The 14,158-nt window shown below is 34.2% G+C and carries 25 protein-coding genes; all 25 read left to right on the forward strand.

What is annotated here, in order from left to right:
- Positions 1-104: 104 nt before the first annotated feature.
- Positions 105-479 (forward strand): 30S ribosomal protein S12, encoded by a 375-nt coding sequence (rpsL, locus tag KV700_RS15525; RefSeq protein ID WP_018943587.1) that lies wholly within the window; start codon positions 105-107, stop codon positions 477-479.
- Positions 480-616: 137 nt separating this feature from the next.
- The gene (gene rpsG, locus KV700_RS15530; protein ID WP_087522435.1) at positions 617-1,096 is read left to right on the forward strand and encodes a 30S ribosomal protein S7; all 480 of its coding nucleotides are present in this window, start codon (positions 617-619) and stop codon (positions 1,094-1,096) included.
- A 5-nt stretch (positions 1,097-1,101) separates the two neighbouring features.
- On the forward strand, positions 1,102-3,219 hold the full coding sequence (gene fusA / locus KV700_RS15535; RefSeq protein WP_166382656.1) for an elongation factor G: 2,118 nt from the start codon (positions 1,102-1,104) through the stop codon (positions 3,217-3,219).
- A 19-nt stretch (positions 3,220-3,238) separates the two neighbouring features.
- A complete protein-coding gene (gene rpsJ / locus KV700_RS15540; protein WP_004568745.1) occupies positions 3,239-3,544 on the forward strand; it encodes a 30S ribosomal protein S10 in 306 nt (101 codons plus the stop codon).
- Between the two features lie 341 nt (positions 3,545-3,885).
- Positions 3,886-4,503, forward strand: a complete 618-nt coding sequence (gene rplC / locus KV700_RS15545) for a 50S ribosomal protein L3 (RefSeq protein WP_165732597.1) — start codon at positions 3,886-3,888, stop codon at positions 4,501-4,503.
- Positions 4,503-5,132 (forward strand): 50S ribosomal protein L4, encoded by a 630-nt coding sequence (gene rplD, locus KV700_RS15550; protein WP_165732598.1) that lies wholly within the window; start codon positions 4,503-4,505, stop codon positions 5,130-5,132. Before rplC ends, rplD begins: the two co-directional genes overlap by 1 nt.
- Positions 5,133-5,141: 9 nt before the next feature.
- Positions 5,142-5,432 carry a 50S ribosomal protein L23 gene (rplW, locus tag KV700_RS15555; RefSeq protein WP_166382658.1) on the forward strand — a complete coding sequence of 97 codons (291 nt, stop codon included), beginning with the start codon at positions 5,142-5,144 and terminating at the stop codon, positions 5,430-5,432.
- A gap of 12 nt (positions 5,433-5,444) precedes the next feature.
- Positions 5,445-6,269 (forward strand): 50S ribosomal protein L2, encoded by an 825-nt coding sequence (gene rplB, locus KV700_RS15560; protein WP_166382660.1) that lies wholly within the window; start codon positions 5,445-5,447, stop codon positions 6,267-6,269.
- A 6-nt stretch (positions 6,270-6,275) separates the two neighbouring features.
- Complete coding sequence (rpsS, locus tag KV700_RS15565) at positions 6,276-6,554, forward strand: 30S ribosomal protein S19 (RefSeq protein WP_068451508.1); 279 nt, start codon at positions 6,276-6,278, stop codon at positions 6,552-6,554.
- Positions 6,555-6,560: 6 nt separating this feature from the next.
- Positions 6,561-6,965 carry a 50S ribosomal protein L22 gene (rplV, locus tag KV700_RS15570; RefSeq protein WP_166382662.1) on the forward strand — a complete coding sequence of 135 codons (405 nt, stop codon included), beginning with the start codon at positions 6,561-6,563 and terminating at the stop codon, positions 6,963-6,965.
- 11 nt (positions 6,966-6,976) lie between these two features.
- Entirely contained in the window at positions 6,977-7,702 is a 726-nt protein-coding gene (rpsC, locus tag KV700_RS15575; protein WP_166382664.1) for a 30S ribosomal protein S3, read from the forward strand.
- Between the two features lie 22 nt (positions 7,703-7,724).
- On the forward strand, positions 7,725-8,156 hold the full coding sequence (rplP, locus tag KV700_RS15580) for a 50S ribosomal protein L16 (protein ID WP_165732601.1): 432 nt from the start codon (positions 7,725-7,727) through the stop codon (positions 8,154-8,156).
- Between the two features lie 11 nt (positions 8,157-8,167).
- The gene (rpmC, locus tag KV700_RS15585; RefSeq protein ID WP_100947456.1) at positions 8,168-8,359 is read left to right on the forward strand and encodes a 50S ribosomal protein L29; all 192 of its coding nucleotides are present in this window, start codon (positions 8,168-8,170) and stop codon (positions 8,357-8,359) included.
- A 20-nt stretch (positions 8,360-8,379) separates the two neighbouring features.
- Positions 8,380-8,637, forward strand: coding sequence for a 30S ribosomal protein S17 (rpsQ, locus tag KV700_RS15590; RefSeq protein WP_065320234.1), 258 nt, complete (start codon positions 8,380-8,382; stop codon positions 8,635-8,637).
- A 1-nt stretch (position 8,638) separates the two neighbouring features.
- A complete protein-coding gene (gene rplN, locus KV700_RS15595) occupies positions 8,639-9,007 on the forward strand; it encodes a 50S ribosomal protein L14 (RefSeq protein ID WP_068451523.1) in 369 nt (122 codons plus the stop codon).
- A 13-nt stretch (positions 9,008-9,020) separates the two neighbouring features.
- Positions 9,021-9,323, forward strand: a complete 303-nt coding sequence (rplX, locus tag KV700_RS15600) for a 50S ribosomal protein L24 (RefSeq protein ID WP_068451526.1) — start codon at positions 9,021-9,023, stop codon at positions 9,321-9,323.
- A gap of 8 nt (positions 9,324-9,331) precedes the next feature.
- Positions 9,332-9,883: a 50S ribosomal protein L5 gene (rplE, locus tag KV700_RS15605; RefSeq protein ID WP_068451529.1), complete on the forward strand. Its 552-nt coding sequence runs from the start codon at positions 9,332-9,334 to the stop codon at positions 9,881-9,883.
- Positions 9,884-9,886: 3 nt separating this feature from the next.
- On the forward strand, positions 9,887-10,156 hold the full coding sequence (gene rpsN / locus KV700_RS15610) for a 30S ribosomal protein S14 (protein WP_165732603.1): 270 nt from the start codon (positions 9,887-9,889) through the stop codon (positions 10,154-10,156).
- A 164-nt stretch (positions 10,157-10,320) separates the two neighbouring features.
- Entirely contained in the window at positions 10,321-10,719 is a 399-nt protein-coding gene (gene rpsH, locus KV700_RS15615) for a 30S ribosomal protein S8 (RefSeq protein WP_068451535.1), read from the forward strand.
- Positions 10,720-10,728: 9 nt separating this feature from the next.
- Positions 10,729-11,274 carry a 50S ribosomal protein L6 gene (rplF, locus tag KV700_RS15620; protein ID WP_166382666.1) on the forward strand — a complete coding sequence of 182 codons (546 nt, stop codon included), beginning with the start codon at positions 10,729-10,731 and terminating at the stop codon, positions 11,272-11,274.
- Between the two features lie 11 nt (positions 11,275-11,285).
- Positions 11,286-11,636, forward strand: a complete 351-nt coding sequence (gene rplR, locus KV700_RS15625; RefSeq protein ID WP_165732605.1) for a 50S ribosomal protein L18 — start codon at positions 11,286-11,288, stop codon at positions 11,634-11,636.
- 3 nt (positions 11,637-11,639) lie between these two features.
- Complete coding sequence (rpsE, locus tag KV700_RS15630; RefSeq protein WP_166383213.1) at positions 11,640-12,164, forward strand: 30S ribosomal protein S5; 525 nt, start codon at positions 11,640-11,642, stop codon at positions 12,162-12,164.
- An 11-nt stretch (positions 12,165-12,175) separates the two neighbouring features.
- Complete coding sequence (gene rpmD, locus KV700_RS15635; protein ID WP_036783629.1) at positions 12,176-12,358, forward strand: 50S ribosomal protein L30; 183 nt, start codon at positions 12,176-12,178, stop codon at positions 12,356-12,358.
- 13 nt (positions 12,359-12,371) lie between these two features.
- A complete protein-coding gene (rplO, locus tag KV700_RS15640; RefSeq protein ID WP_166382668.1) occupies positions 12,372-12,821 on the forward strand; it encodes a 50S ribosomal protein L15 in 450 nt (149 codons plus the stop codon).
- Between the two features lie 13 nt (positions 12,822-12,834).
- Positions 12,835-14,157 (forward strand): preprotein translocase subunit SecY, encoded by a 1,323-nt coding sequence (gene secY, locus KV700_RS15645; RefSeq protein WP_166383215.1) that lies wholly within the window; start codon positions 12,835-12,837, stop codon positions 14,155-14,157.
- Position 14,158: the final 1 nt, after the last annotated feature.

Here is a 14,158-nt window from a genome sequence, read left to right on the forward strand (position 1 = left end):
AATAACTTGCTGATACTTGAATAATTAGAAAATAATTGTACATTTGCGGACTCTTAAAAAAGAGTAAAGGTTTAATTATAAACGAAAAACAGTAATAATTTAGTATGCCAACTATTCAACAATTAGTTCGTAAAGGAAGAACCAAAATAACTAAGAAGAGTAAATCGGCTGCTTTGTCGTCTTGTCCTCAAAGACGTGGAGTGTGTACTCGTGTTTATACTACAACACCAAAGAAACCTAATTCAGCAATGCGTAAAGTTGCCAGAGTTAGATTGACAAATGGTAATGAGATAAACGCATACATCCCAGGTGAAGGACATAACTTACAAGAGCACTCGATAGTATTAGTTAGAGGTGGAAGGGTAAAAGATTTACCAGGTGTTAAATATCACGTAGTACGTGGTGCATTAGATACAGCGGGAGTTGAGGGTAGAACCCAAAGACGTTCAAAGTATGGTGCAAAACGCCCAAAGAAGTAAGAGTTATCGGTAAAGGGTTATAGTGCTTTAAGGTGGTAGTTAGTAGTTTGAGTTTTTCTTGAGCTTTTAGCTGTTGGTTTAATGTTTTGTGACAAAGAGCTAGTAACAAATTAATTAACTTTTTTAATGTAAAAGACATGAGAAAAAGAGCAGCAAAAAAAAGAGTCTTATTACCGGATCCTAAATTTAACGATCAGTTAGTAACGCGTTTTGTGAATAACTTAATGTGGAGCGGTAAGAAGTCTGTAGCGTTTAAAGTGTTTTATGACGCTTTAGAGCTAGTAGAAGAAAGAAAAGGAGAAGACGAAGAGAAGTCGGCTTTAGAAATTTGGAAAGATGGTTTGTCTAATGTAATGCCTCACGTAGAAGTAAGATCTCGTCGTGTTGGTGGAGCAACATTCCAAATACCAATGCAAATTAGACCAGACCGTAAAGTGTCTATGGCTATTAAATGGATGATTTTGTATACTCGTAAGAGAAACGAAAAAACGATGGCACAGCGTTTAGCTGCTGAAATTTTAGCTGCGGCTAAAGAAGAAGGAGCTGCAGTTAAAAAACGTACTGACACTCACAAGATGGCAGAAGCAAATAAAGCGTTCTCACACTTCAGATTTTAATAGAAATGGCTAGAGATTTAAAATATACAAGAAATATTGGTATTGCTGCGCACATTGATGCTGGTAAGACTACAACAACAGAACGTGTATTGTTTTATACAGGTGTTTCTCACAAGATAGGTGAGGTGCATGATGGAGCAGCTACAATGGACTGGATGGAGCAAGAGCAGGAAAGAGGTATTACAATTACTTCTGCTGCAACTACTTGTACTTGGCAATTTCCGAAAGAAAATGCTGAAATTCTTCCAGAGACTAAAGATTACCATTTTAATATTATTGATACTCCAGGTCACGTAGATTTTACTGTAGAAGTAAATAGATCATTACGTGTTTTGGATGGTTTAGTTTTCTTATTTTCTGCAGTTGATGGTGTTGAGCCTCAATCAGAAACTAACTGGAGACTTGCTGATAACTATAAAGTGCCTCGTATCGGATTTGTTAATAAAATGGACCGTCAAGGATCTGATTTTATGATGGTTTGTGGTCAGGTAAAAACAATGTTAGGTTCTAACGCTGTGCCAATTGTTTTAAACATTGGTGATGAAGAGAACTTTAAAGGTATTGTAGATCTAGTTAAAAATAGAGCTATTATATGGCATGAAGAAGGAATGGGTGCAACATTTGATGTTGTAGATATTCCTGAAGACTTAAAAGAAGAAGCTAAATTATTACGTGCAAACCTTATTGAAGAAGTTGCAAGTTATGATGAGAATCTTTTAGAGAAATTCATGGAAGATGAAAATTCTATTACAGAAGATGAAGTGCATGCTGCACTTAGAGCTGCTGTTATGGATATGGCAATCATTCCAATGATTTGTGGTTCTGCATTTAAAAACAAAGGTGTTCAGTTTCTTTTAGATGCTGTATGTCGTTACTTGCCTTCTCCTATGGATAAGGAAGGTATTATTGGTGTGAACCCAGATACAGAAGAAAAAGAATTACGTAAGCCAAGTGTAGATGAACCTTTTGCTGCTTTAGCATTTAAAATTGCTACTGACCCTTTTGTTGGTCGTTTAGCATTTTTTAGAGCATATTCTGGTCGTTTAGATGCTGGTTCTTATGTTTTAAATAACCGTTCAGGTAAAAAAGAACGTATTTCTCGTATTTATCAAATGCATGCGAATAAGCAAAATGCAATTGATTATATTGAAGCTGGAGATATTGGAGCTGCTGTAGGTTTTAAATCTATTAAAACAGGAGATACTTTAACTGCTGAAAAATTCCCTCTTGTATTAGAGTCTATGGATTTTCCAGATCCAGTAATTGGTATTGCTGTTGAGCCTAAAACAAAAGCGGATGTAGATAAATTAGGAATTGGACTTGCTAAGTTAGCAGAAGAAGATCCTACTTTTACAGTGCGTTCAGACGAAGCTTCAGGACAGACTATTATTTCTGGAATGGGTGAGTTGCACTTAGATGTACTTGTAGATCGTTTAAAACGTGAGTTTAAGGTTGAAGTTAATCAAGGACAGCCTCAAGTTGAATATAAAGAAGCAATCACTGCTGTAACTGATCATAGAGAAGTTTATAAAAAGCAATCTGGTGGTCGTGGTAAATTTGCTGATATTGCATTTACAATAGGGCCTGCAGATGAAGGTGTTCAAGGATTACAATTCGATTCTGTTATTAAAGGTGGTAATGTTCCTAGAGAATTTGTTCCTTCTGTAGAGAAAGGATTCAGAGAAGCTATGAAGAATGGTCCATTAGCAGGATACGAAATGGATTCAATGAAAGTTACTTTAAGAGATGGGTCTTTCCACGCAGTGGATTCTGATGCATTATCTTTTGAGTTAGCTGCAAGAATGGGGTATAAAGCTTCTGCGAAATCTGCAAAAGCAAAAATCATGGAACCTTTAATGAAGGTAGAAGTGTTAACTCCAGAAGCTAACATGGGTGATATCGTTGGAGATTTAAATAGAAGAAGAGGTCAAGTTAACGACATGAGTGATCGTGCTGGATCTAAAGTTGTAAAAGCAATTGTTCCTTTATCTGAAATGTTTGGATATGTTACAGCTTTAAGAACTATGTCTTCTGGTAGAGCAACATCTACTATGGAATTTTCACATTATGCAGAAACTCCTTCTAATGTATCGGAAGAAGTAATTGCAAAATCTAAAGGTTAATCTACTTAATATTTACAAGATGAGTCAAAAAATTAGAATTAAATTAAAGTCTTACGATTACAATTTAGTAGATAAATCTGCTGAAAAAATTGTAAAGACGGTAAAAAGTACTGGTGCTGTTGTAAACGGACCAATACCATTACCAACACATAAAAAGATTTTCACTGTATTACGTTCTCCACACGTAAATAAAAAATCTAGAGAGCAATTTCAATTAGCTTCTTACAAAAGATTATTAGACATTTATAGTTCTTCTTCGAAAACTATTGATGCTTTAATGAAACTTGAGTTACCAAGTGGTGTTGAAGTAGAAATTAAAGTTTAATTAAACTTTAATTGAAGTTCTCATGAAAGTGAGAATCTCTAAAAAAAAAGTAATTTTATATTAACTTTCGGTTTAATTTTGTTAAACCGAAAGTTTTTTATACTTTTGCAACCCGAAATAGAGTAGGGTGACGCTATTTTTTGAGTAAAATTAAGAAATAGTAACATGTCCAGAGCGTTTCGCGAAGGAAAAACGGGAAAAACAAAATCAGCGTTGAATTTGTTTGCGCTGTTTTTTTTGGTCGAAATTTAAAGGACGAAAATGAAACAATTGTTTCAAAAAATAAATTATTAATATAGACGCGCTGGATAAATAGATCTATCGTCTAAAATTTTAACTAAATGTCTGGGTTAATAGGAAGAAAGATTGGGATGACCAGCTTATTCGATGAGAACGGGAAGAATATTCCTTGTACTGTAATCGAAGCAGGTCCTTGCGTTGTCACTCAGGTCAGAACCGAAGAGGTTGACGGCTATAGTGCGTTACAGCTTGGTTTCGATGACAAAAAAGCAAAAAGTTCTAACAAAGCGTTAGATGGCCACTTTAAAAAAGCTGGTACCACTGCTAAGAGAAAAGTCGTTGAATTTCAAGGATTTGAAGAGAGTTTTAAATTAGGAGATTCTATTACAGTAGGTCACTTTGAAGAAGGCGAGTTCGTTGATGTGTCTGGTGTATCTAAAGGTAAAGGTTTCCAGGGTGTTGTAAAACGTCATGGTTTTGGTGGTGTAGGTCAAGCTACTCACGGACAGCATAACCGTTTAAGAGCTCCGGGTTCTATTGGTGCTGCGTCATATCCTGCAAGAGTATTCAAAGGAATGCGAATGGGAGGCCGTATGGGTGGAGATAAAGTGAAAGTACAAAACTTAAGAGTATTAAAAGTAGTTGCTGAAAAGAACTTACTTGTTGTTAAAGGAGCGATTCCTGGACACAAAAATGCTTTTGTAACTATTCAGAAATAATGGAAGTAGCAGTTTTAGATATTACAGGAAAAGATACAGGTAGAAAGGTTGAGCTTTCTAAAGATGTATTTGGAATAGAACCTAACGATCACGCAATTTATTTAGATGTAAAGCAATATTTGGCTAACCAACGTCAAGGAACGCATAAGTCTAAAGAAAGAGCAGAAATTACTGGTTCTACAAGAAAGATAAAAAAACAAAAAGGAACTGGTACTGCAAGAGCAGGATCTATCAAGTCTGGTGTTTTTAGAGGTGGAGGTCGTATGTTCGGTCCAAGACCAAGAAGTTATTCTTTTAAATTGAATAAAAACTTAAAGCGTTTAGCACGTAAGTCTGCTTTAAGTATTCAAGCAACAGATAATAACTTAGTAGTTATTGAGGATTTTGAATTTGATAGTCCAAAAACAAAAAACTTCACAAACTTATTAGGTGCATTAGCTTTAGATGCTAGAAGATCTTTATTTGTTTTGAACGGATTAAATACGAATGTGTATTTATCTTCTAGAAACTTAAAAGGTACTACAGTAATAAATGCTGCAGATTTAAATACTTATGGTATTTTAAATGCTAGTAAGATTATTATTACTGAAGGTTCTTTAGAAGGAATTAATACAAATTTAACCAAATAGGGATTCATAATGAGTATTTTAATAAAACCTATTATCACGGAAAAAGCAACAAATGATAGCGAAGTATATAATCGCTTTACATTTATTGTAGATAAAAAAGCTAATAAATTAGAAATCAAAGGAGCTGTTGAAGCAACTTATGGTGTTTCTATTTTAAGCGTTAAGACTTTAAACTATCCAATACAAAGAAATACTAAGTTTACTAAAAAAGGTTTAGTTACTGGTATTAAAAGTGGATACAAAAAGGCTGTCGTTCAAGTAGCAGAAGGAGAAAGCATTGATTTTTATAACAATCTTTAAGAAAAGACAAAAATGTCAGTTAGAAAATTAAAACCAATAACACCAGGTCAGCGTTTTAGAGTTGTAAATGGGTTCGACACCATAACAACTGATAAGCCGGAGAAAAGTTTACTTGCTCCGAAAAAACGATCTGGAGGTCGAAACAGTCAGGGTAGAATGACAACACGTAATATAGGTGGTGGTCATAAACAAAGATATCGTATTATCGATTTTAAAAGAGATAAAGCAGGTATTCCCGCAACAGTTAAAACTATAGAGTACGATCCAAATCGTACTGCATTTATTGCTTTACTTAGTTATGCTGATGGAGAAAAGCGTTATGTAATTGCACAAAACGGTTTAACAGTAGGTCAAACAATTGTAGCAGGTAGTGCTATTGCTCCAGAAATTGGAAATGCAATGTCATTAAGTGAAATTCCTTTAGGAACTGCAATTTCTTGTATTGAATTACGTCCAGGTCAAGGTGCCGTTATGGCTCGTTCTGCTGGTTCTTTTGCTCAATTAATGGCAAGAGACGGTAAGTATGCAACAGTTAAGTTACCTTCTGGTGAAACAAGATTAATCTTGTTAACATGTATGGCTACTATTGGAGTTGTATCTAATTCAGATCATCAATTATTAGTATCTGGTAAAGCAGGTAGAAGAAGATGGTTAGGTAGAAGACCAAGAGTTAACGCAGTAAGAATGAATCCTGTCGATCACCCAATGGGTGGTGGTGAAGGTCGTGCTTCTGGAGGTCATCCAAGATCTAGAAATGGTATTCCTGCTAAAGGATTTAAAACTAGATCTAAGACTAAAGCTAGTAATAAGTACATTATAGAACGTAGAAAGAAATAATAAGTTATGGCAAGATCATTAAAAAAAGGACCTTACGTTCACTATAAATTAGAGAAAAAAGTGTTAGCTAATGTAGAAGCTGGTAGCAAAACTGTAATTAAAACTTGGTCTAGAGCAAGTATGATTACTCCAGATTTTGTAGGACAAACTATTGCTGTTCATAACGGACGTCAGTTTGTACCAGTTTTTGTAACAGAAAACATGGTAGGGCATAAATTAGGCGAATTTTCACCAACTCGTTCTTTTAGAGGACACGCTGGTGCAAAAAATAAAGGAAAAAAATAGTAGGATATGGGAGTTCGTAAAAAAAACATGGCAGATCAGTTAAAAGCAGATAGAAAGCAACGTGCTTTCGCGAAGCTTACTAACTGTCCTACATCACCGAGAAAAATGCGTTTAGTCGCAGATCAGATAAGAGGAGTTGAAGTTGAAAAAGCTTTACAAATCTTAAAATTTAGCCCAAAAGAAGCTTCAATTAATTTAGAGAAATTGTTGTTGTCTGCAATTGCAAACTGGCAAGCTAAAAATGAAGAGGCATCTATAGAAGAGGCTAAATTATTTGTAAAAACAATTTGTGTTGATAGCGCAGGAATGTTAAAGAGATTAAGACCAGCTCCACAGGGGCGTGCACATAGAATTCGTAAGCGTTCTAATCACGTTACTTTAGAGTTAGGTAGTAAAAATTTAAGCAATTAATCAAAGTAGAAATGGGACAAAAAACTAATCCAATAGGAAATCGTTTAGGAATCATCAGAGGTTGGGAATCTAACTGGTACGGTGGTAATGACTACGGAGATAAATTAGCTGAAGATTTTAAAATAAGACAGTATGTAAATGCTAGATTATTTAAAGCAAGTGTTTCTAGAGTAATTATAGAGCGTACTTTAAAACTTGTAACCGTTACTATCACTACTGCACGTCCAGGTATCATTATTGGTAAAGGAGGTCAAGAGGTAGACAAGTTAAAAGAAGAGCTTAAGAAAATTACAGGTAAAGAAGTTCAAATTAATATTTTTGAAATTAAACGTCCAGAATTAGATGCAAAATTAGTTGCAGTTAGTGTTGCACGTCAAATTGAAAATAGAATTTCATACAAGAGAGCTACTAAGATGGCTATTCAGGCTACTATGCGTATGAACGCTGAAGGAATTAAAATTCAAATTTCAGGTCGTTTAAACGGAGCTGAAATGGCACGTTCAGAACATTATAAAGAAGGAAGAATTCCACTTTCTACTTTTAGAGCTGATATTGACTATGCACTTGTAGAAGCTCATACTCAATACGGAAGACTAGGTGTTAAAGTATGGATTATGAAGGGTGAAGTTTATGGAAAAAGAGAATTATCTCCATTAGTTGGCTTGTCTAAAAAACAAGGTGGTAATAAAGGTGGTGGTGATAGATCTAAACGTCCTCAACCTCGTAAAAGAAAATAATTTTTAAAATTAGAAATTAAAAATGTTACAGCCAAAAAGAGTAAAATACCGTAAGGTACAGAAGTCGAAAGGAAATATGACTGGTATTTCTGGTAGAGGAAATCAACTTTCTAATGGAATGTTTGGTATCAAATCACTAGACCAGAATTTATTAACTTCTCGTCAAATAGAAGCAGCTCGTATCGCGGCAACTCGTCATATGAAAAGAGAAGGTCAGTTATGGATTAAAGTATTTCCAGACAAGCCTATCACTAAGAAACCTTTAGAGGTACGTATGGGTAAGGGTAAAGGAGCACCAGATCATTTTGTTGCAGTTATTAAACCAGGTAGAATTTTGTTTGAAATCGGTGGAGTATCGATAGAAGTAGCAAAAGAAGCTTTACGTTTAGCAGCTCAAAAACTTCCTGTAAAAACGAAGTTTGTAGTAGCAAGAGATTTTGATATTAACGCATAATTCTAAATAAAATGAAACAATCTGAAGTAAAAGAATTATCTATAGCTGATCTTAATGAAAAGCTTGGAGCGTTGCAAAAGAATTATACTGATCTTAAAATGGCTCACGCAATAACTCCTTTGGAGAATCCATTGCAATTGAGAGGTTTAAGAAGAACTGTAGCAAGAATTGCAACAGAATTAACAAAAAGAGAATTACAATAATTCTATAGTCAGTTTTAAAGATGGAAAAAAGAAATCTTAGAAAAGAGAGAATTGGTGTTGTTTCTAGTAACAAAATGGAAAAATCTATTGTTGTTGCAGAAACTAAGAGAGTAAAGCACCCAATGTACGGTAAATTCGTATTAAAGACGAAGAAGTATGTTGCACACGACGAACAGAATGATTGCAACGAAGGAGATACTGTTAGGATCATGGAAACAAGACCTATGAGTAAATCTAAACGTTGGAGATTAGTAGAAATCCTAGAAAGAGCTAAATAATATGTTACAGACAGAATCAAGATTAAAAGTCGCAGATAACACTGGAGCAAAAGAAGTTTTAGTGATTAGAGTTTTAGGAGGAACAAGAAAACGTTACGCAAGTATTGGAGACAAGATTGTAGTAGCTGTTAAATCTGCAACTCCAAACGGAACTGTAAAAAAAGGTCAAGTATCTAGAGCAGTTGTTGTGAGAACGAAGAAAGAAGTAAGACGTAAAGACGGATCATACATCAGATTTGATGATAACGCTTGTGTACTTTTAAATCCTACAGAGGAGATGAGAGGAACTCGTGTATTTGGACCTGTTGCACGTGAACTTCGTGAGAAACAATTCATGAAAATAGTATCATTAGCACCTGAAGTGCTTTAAATCATTATACAAGATGAAGAAGTTCAAATTAAAATCAGGAGATACTGTAAAAGTAATTGCAGGAGATCATAAAGGATCTGAAGGAAAGGTTTTACAAATCATTAAAGAGAAGGATAGAGTTTTAGTAGAAGGTGTTAACTTAGTTTCTAAGCACACTAAACCTAGCGCTCAAAACCCTCAAGGTGGTATTGTAAAGAAAGAAGCTTCACTTCATATATCTAACTTAATGTTAGTAGAAGATGGTGTAGCTGTGAGAGTAGGTTATAAGGTTGATGGAGATACTAAGACTAGAGTCTCTAAAAAAACTAAAAAATAAGAATAATCATGAGTTACGTACCAAGATTAAAAGCAGAATACAAGGAAAGAGTTATAAGTGCTCTTACTGAAGAATTCAGTTATAAGAATGTAATGCAAGTGCCAAAATTAGAAAAAATAGTTGTTTCTAAAGGTGTTGGTGCTGCAATTGCAGATAAGAAATTAATAGATTATGCTTTAGAAGAGTTGACTAAAATTACTGGTCAAAAGGCTGTTTCTACAATGTCTAAAAAAGATATTGCTGCATTTAAATTACGTAAAGGAATGCCAATTGGTGTTAAAGTTACTTTACGTGGAGATAAAATGTATGAATTTTTAGATAGATTAGTTACCGCTTCTTTACCACGTGTAAGAGACTTTAACGGTATAAAAGCTAATGGTTTTGATGGAAGAGGTAATTACAATTTAGGTATTACTGAACAAATCATCTACCCAGAGATTAATATTGATCAAGTTAAAAAAATTAGTGGAATGGATATTACATTTGTAACATCTGCAGCTACTGATAAAGAAGCTAAATCATTATTAGGAGAATTAGGTTTACCATTCAAAAAAAATTAAGAAATGGCTAAAGAATCAATGAAAGCGCGTGAGCGTAAGAGAGCAGCAACTGTTGCAAAATATGCTGAAAAGAGAAAAGCTTTAAAAGAAGCTGGAGACTATGATGCATTGCAAAAATTACCTAAAAACGCTTCACCAGTTAGAATGCATAATAGATGTAAATTAACTGGACGTCCAAAAGGATATATGAGACAATTTGGTTTATCTCGTGTTACTTTTAGAGAAATGGCCAATCAAGGTTTAATACCAGGTGTTAAAAAGGCATCTTGGTAGATAATTTTAAATAAAGCTCAAATATAAAAATAGAATGTGTATCTTTGCACGCTCTATTTTTTTTGAGTATAAGAATTTTAACTGATTATAGGTTCATTTATCACAGAGAAATCTGTAGCATAAATAGAGATATTTGAAAACCGTAATCGCAATTTTATATAAATATGTATACAGATCCAATCGCGGATTTTCTTACTAGAGTAAGAAATGCAATCGCAGCAGGACACAGAGTAGTGGAAATTCCGGCTTCAAACTTGAAGAAGGAAATGACTAAAATTTTGTTTGATCAAGGGTATATTTTAAGCTACCAGTTCAATGACGATAAAGTTCAAGGGACAATTAAGATCGCTTTAAAGTACGAAAGAGAAACAAAAGAATCAGTAATTAGAAAGATTCAACGAATCAGTACACCAGGTTTACGTAAATATGTTGGCTCTACAGAGATGCCAAGAGTATTAAACGGACTTGGAATTGCTATTGTTTCTACATCTAAGGGTGTAATGACAAACAAAAAAGCACGTCAAGAGAATGTTGGAGGAGAAGTTTTATGTTATGTTTATTAATCTATAGAAATGAGTAGAATTGGAAAAAATCCTGTTAGCATTTCACAAGGTGTAGATGTTAACGTAAAAGACAATGTTGTTACTGTTAAAGGGAAATTAGGTGAGTTAACTCAGACTATTTCTAAAGGAATTACAGTATCAATTGAAGATGGTATTATCACTTTAGATAGAGCATCAGAAAGTAAAGACCATAAAGCACAACATGGTTTAATGAGAGCTTTAATCGCAAATATGATTGAAGGTGTAAGTAAAGGTTGGACTAAAGATTTAGAATTGGTAGGTGTAGGTTATAGAGCATCTAATCAAGGACAAAAATTAGATTTAGCTTTAGGTTTCTCTCATAATATTGTTCTAGAGATAGCTCCAGAAGTTAAAATAGAAACAGTATCTGAGAAAGGGAAAAACCCGATCATTAAATTATCTTCATTTGACAAACAATTAGTTGGTCAAATAGCTGCAAAGATTCGTTCTTTCAGAGCACCAGAGCCTTATAAAGGTAAAGGAGTTAAGTTTGTTGGTGAAATATTAAGAAGAAAAGCAGGTAAATCTGCATAATATATAGCATTATGGCATTATCAAAGCTACAAAGAAGAGCTAGAATTAAGCGTAGAATTAGAAAAATTGTTTCTGGTACTGCTACTAAACCAAGATTATCGGTTTACAGAAGTAACAAGGAAATTTACGCTCAATTAGTAGACGATGTAAACGGAGTGACATTAGCTTCAGTTTCATCTAGAAATAAAGAAATAAACGCAAGTACTAAAATCGAGGCAGCTACAGCAGTTGGTAAATTAATCGCTGAAAAAGCTACTAAAGCAGGAGTTGAAACAATCGCTTTCGATAGAAACGGGTATTTATATCACGGTAGAGTTAAAGTATTAGCAGACGCTGCAAGAGAAGCGGGTTTAAAATTTTAAGAAATTATGCAAGGATATAAAAACGTAGAAAGAGTAAAACCTAGTGGGTTAGATCTTGTAGATAGATTAGTAGGAGTACAACGTGTTACTAAAGTAACAAAAGGTGGTAGAGCATTTGGTTTCTCTGCAATCGTAGTTGTTGGAGATAGTAATGGTGTTGTTGGACATGGTTTAGGTAAATCTAAAGATGTTGCATCTGCAATTGCAAAAGCAATTGAAGACGCAAAGAAAAATTTAGTTAGAATTCCTATTTTAGATGCAACTTTACCTCATGAACAAAAAGGTAAATTTGGTGGAGCTAAAGTTTTTCTTAAGCCTGCATCTCATGGTACTGGAGTTATTGCTGGTGGTGCTGTAAGGCACGTACTAGAGTCAGTTGGTATTCATGATGTATTATCAAAATCTCAAGGATCATCAAATCCTCATAACGTAGTTAAGGCAACTTTTAATGCTTTATTACAATTACGTAGTGCAGCAGGTATTGCTAAACAAAGAGGGATTTCTTTAGACAAAGTATTTAACGGATAAACCTAAGAACGATGGCAAGAATAAAAGTTACACAAGTAAAAAGTCAAATCGGACGTCTACAAAGTCAAAAGAGAACTTTAGAGGCATTAGGTTTACGTAAAATGAACCAAACTGTAGAGCATGAGGCAACTCCTTCTATAGTTGGTATGGTAAATACAGTTAAACACTTAGTTTCTTTCGAAGAAATTAAATAAGATATTTAAAAAAATGAGTTTACATAATTTAACACCGGCAGAAGGTTCCATTAAAAAAGGAAAAAGAATTGCAAGGGGTGAAGGATCTGGAAAAGGTGGTACCGCTACAAGAGGTCACAACGGACAGAAATCTCGTTCTGGTTATTCTAAAAAGATTGGTTTTGAGGGAGGGCAAATGCCGCTTCAAAGACGTGTACCAAAATTTGGTTTCACAAATATTAATCGTGTTGAATATCAAGGTATCAATATCGATAAATTACAATCTTTAGTTGATAGTGGAAAGATAACAGATACAGTTACTTTAGATACTTTAATTGCTAATAGATTGGCAAGGAAAAACGACTTAATTAAAATATTAGGGAGTGGTGAGTTAAAAGCTAAATTAAATATAACTGTACATAAATTTACAGCAACAGCAAAAGCAGCTATCGAAGCGGCTGGAGGAGAAGCTGTTACTTTATAACATCCCGTAAATGATGAATTTTATTAATAGATTAAAAGAGATTTTCAGTATTGAGGAGTTGAAAAATAAAATTCTTCTTACAATCGGTTTAATAGCTGTGTATCGTTTTATGGCTTCTGTTCCATTACCTGGAATAGATCCATTACAACTTTCAGCTTTAAAAGAGAGTACTTCTGGAGGTCTTTTAGGTTTATTGAATGCATTTACAGGAGGAGCATTTGCTAGAGCGTCAGTAATGGCACTTGGTATTATGCCTTATATTTCAGCGTCTATTGTTGTTCAGTTAATGGGAATTGCGGTTCCTTATTTACAAAAACTTCAAAAAGATGGCGAAAGTGGACGTAAAAAAATTACACAAATAACAAGATGGTTAACAATAGGTATTACGTTAGTGCAAGCACCTACGTATATTACTGCTATTAAAACTCAATTTGGTTTAGGACCAGAGGCTTTTTTAGTAAGTGGAGCTACTTTTTGGGTATCATCAATTATCATTTTAACCGCCGGAACAATTTTTGCAATGTGGTTAGGTGAGCGTATTACAGACAAAGGTGTTGGTAATGGTATTTCATTATTAATTACTGTAGGTATTATTGCTAACTTTCCAGCTGCATTTTTACAAGAGTTTGTTGCTAAAACAACAAATGCGGGTGCAGGTGGTATTATGATGGTTTTAATAGAAATGATTGTTTGGTTTGTAGTAATTTTATTAACTGTGCTATTAGTTACTGCGGTTCGAAAGATTGCAGTTCAATATGCTAGAAGAACAGTTGTAGGAAATGTTCAAAACGTTGCAGGTTCAAGAGATTATATTCCTTTGAAGTTAAATGCAGCAGGTGTTATGCCTATTATCTTTGCTCAAGCAATTATGTTTTTACCAGTTGCTTTGGCTCAGAGATTTCCAGCAATTGCTAGTTTACAGGATATGAATGGTTTATGGTACAATGTTATTTTTGCATTGTTAATTGTCATTTTTAGTTATTTCTATACTGCTATTACTATTCCTACGAATAAAATGGCGGATGATTTAAAAAGAAGTGGTGGTTTTATACCAGGAATTAGACCAGGAAAAGACACAGCAGATAGATTAGATTCTGTATTATCTAGAATTACGTTCCCAGGATCGTTATTTTTAGCAGCATTATCAATCTTACCATCAATTGTAGTTCAGTTTGGAGTACAACAGAGTTGGGCCATGTTTTATGGTGGTACATCATTAATAATTATGGTTGGAGTTGCAATTGATACGTTGCAACAAATTAATTCGTACTTATTAAATCGTCATTATGATGGTTTAATGAAAGCGGGAAATAGCAACAGAAAATCGAATAAATAAT

This window comes from Polaribacter sp. NJDZ03, assembly GCF_019263805.1.
Taxonomy (GTDB): domain Bacteria; phylum Bacteroidota; class Bacteroidia; order Flavobacteriales; family Flavobacteriaceae; genus Polaribacter.

Excerpts from the sequence above, each read along its gene's own strand:
- rpsL (WP_018943587.1), top strand. The coding sequence starts at position 105 with ATGCCAACTATTCAACAATTAGTTCGTAAAGGAAGAACCAAAATAACT.
- rpsG (WP_087522435.1), top strand. The coding sequence starts at position 617 with ATGAGAAAAAGAGCAGCAAAAAAAAGAGTCTTATTACCGGATCCTAAA.
- fusA (WP_166382656.1), top strand. The coding sequence starts at position 1,102 with ATGGCTAGAGATTTAAAATATACAAGAAATATTGGTATTGCTGCGCAC.
- rpsJ (WP_004568745.1), top strand. The coding sequence starts at position 3,239 with ATGAGTCAAAAAATTAGAATTAAATTAAAGTCTTACGATTACAATTTA.
- rplC (WP_165732597.1), top strand. The coding sequence starts at position 3,886 with ATGTCTGGGTTAATAGGAAGAAAGATTGGGATGACCAGCTTATTCGAT.
- rplD (WP_165732598.1), top strand. The coding sequence starts at position 4,503 with ATGGAAGTAGCAGTTTTAGATATTACAGGAAAAGATACAGGTAGAAAG.
- rplW (WP_166382658.1), top strand. The coding sequence starts at position 5,142 with ATGAGTATTTTAATAAAACCTATTATCACGGAAAAAGCAACAAATGAT.
- rplB (WP_166382660.1), top strand. The coding sequence starts at position 5,445 with ATGTCAGTTAGAAAATTAAAACCAATAACACCAGGTCAGCGTTTTAGA.
- rpsS (WP_068451508.1), top strand. The coding sequence starts at position 6,276 with ATGGCAAGATCATTAAAAAAAGGACCTTACGTTCACTATAAATTAGAG.
- rplV (WP_166382662.1), top strand. The coding sequence starts at position 6,561 with ATGGGAGTTCGTAAAAAAAACATGGCAGATCAGTTAAAAGCAGATAGA.
- rpsC (WP_166382664.1), top strand. The coding sequence starts at position 6,977 with ATGGGACAAAAAACTAATCCAATAGGAAATCGTTTAGGAATCATCAGA.
- rplP (WP_165732601.1), top strand. The coding sequence starts at position 7,725 with ATGTTACAGCCAAAAAGAGTAAAATACCGTAAGGTACAGAAGTCGAAA.
- rpmC (WP_100947456.1), top strand. The coding sequence starts at position 8,168 with ATGAAACAATCTGAAGTAAAAGAATTATCTATAGCTGATCTTAATGAA.
- rpsQ (WP_065320234.1), top strand. The coding sequence starts at position 8,380 with ATGGAAAAAAGAAATCTTAGAAAAGAGAGAATTGGTGTTGTTTCTAGT.
- rplN (WP_068451523.1), top strand. The coding sequence starts at position 8,639 with ATGTTACAGACAGAATCAAGATTAAAAGTCGCAGATAACACTGGAGCA.
- rplX (WP_068451526.1), top strand. The coding sequence starts at position 9,021 with ATGAAGAAGTTCAAATTAAAATCAGGAGATACTGTAAAAGTAATTGCA.
- rplE (WP_068451529.1), top strand. The coding sequence starts at position 9,332 with ATGAGTTACGTACCAAGATTAAAAGCAGAATACAAGGAAAGAGTTATA.
- rpsN (WP_165732603.1), top strand. The coding sequence starts at position 9,887 with ATGGCTAAAGAATCAATGAAAGCGCGTGAGCGTAAGAGAGCAGCAACT.
- rpsH (WP_068451535.1), top strand. The coding sequence starts at position 10,321 with ATGTATACAGATCCAATCGCGGATTTTCTTACTAGAGTAAGAAATGCA.
- rplF (WP_166382666.1), top strand. The coding sequence starts at position 10,729 with ATGAGTAGAATTGGAAAAAATCCTGTTAGCATTTCACAAGGTGTAGAT.
- rplR (WP_165732605.1), top strand. The coding sequence starts at position 11,286 with ATGGCATTATCAAAGCTACAAAGAAGAGCTAGAATTAAGCGTAGAATT.
- rpmD (WP_036783629.1), top strand. The coding sequence starts at position 12,176 with ATGGCAAGAATAAAAGTTACACAAGTAAAAAGTCAAATCGGACGTCTA.
- rplO (WP_166382668.1), top strand. The coding sequence starts at position 12,372 with ATGAGTTTACATAATTTAACACCGGCAGAAGGTTCCATTAAAAAAGGA.
- secY (WP_166383215.1), top strand. The coding sequence starts at position 12,835 with ATGAATTTTATTAATAGATTAAAAGAGATTTTCAGTATTGAGGAGTTG.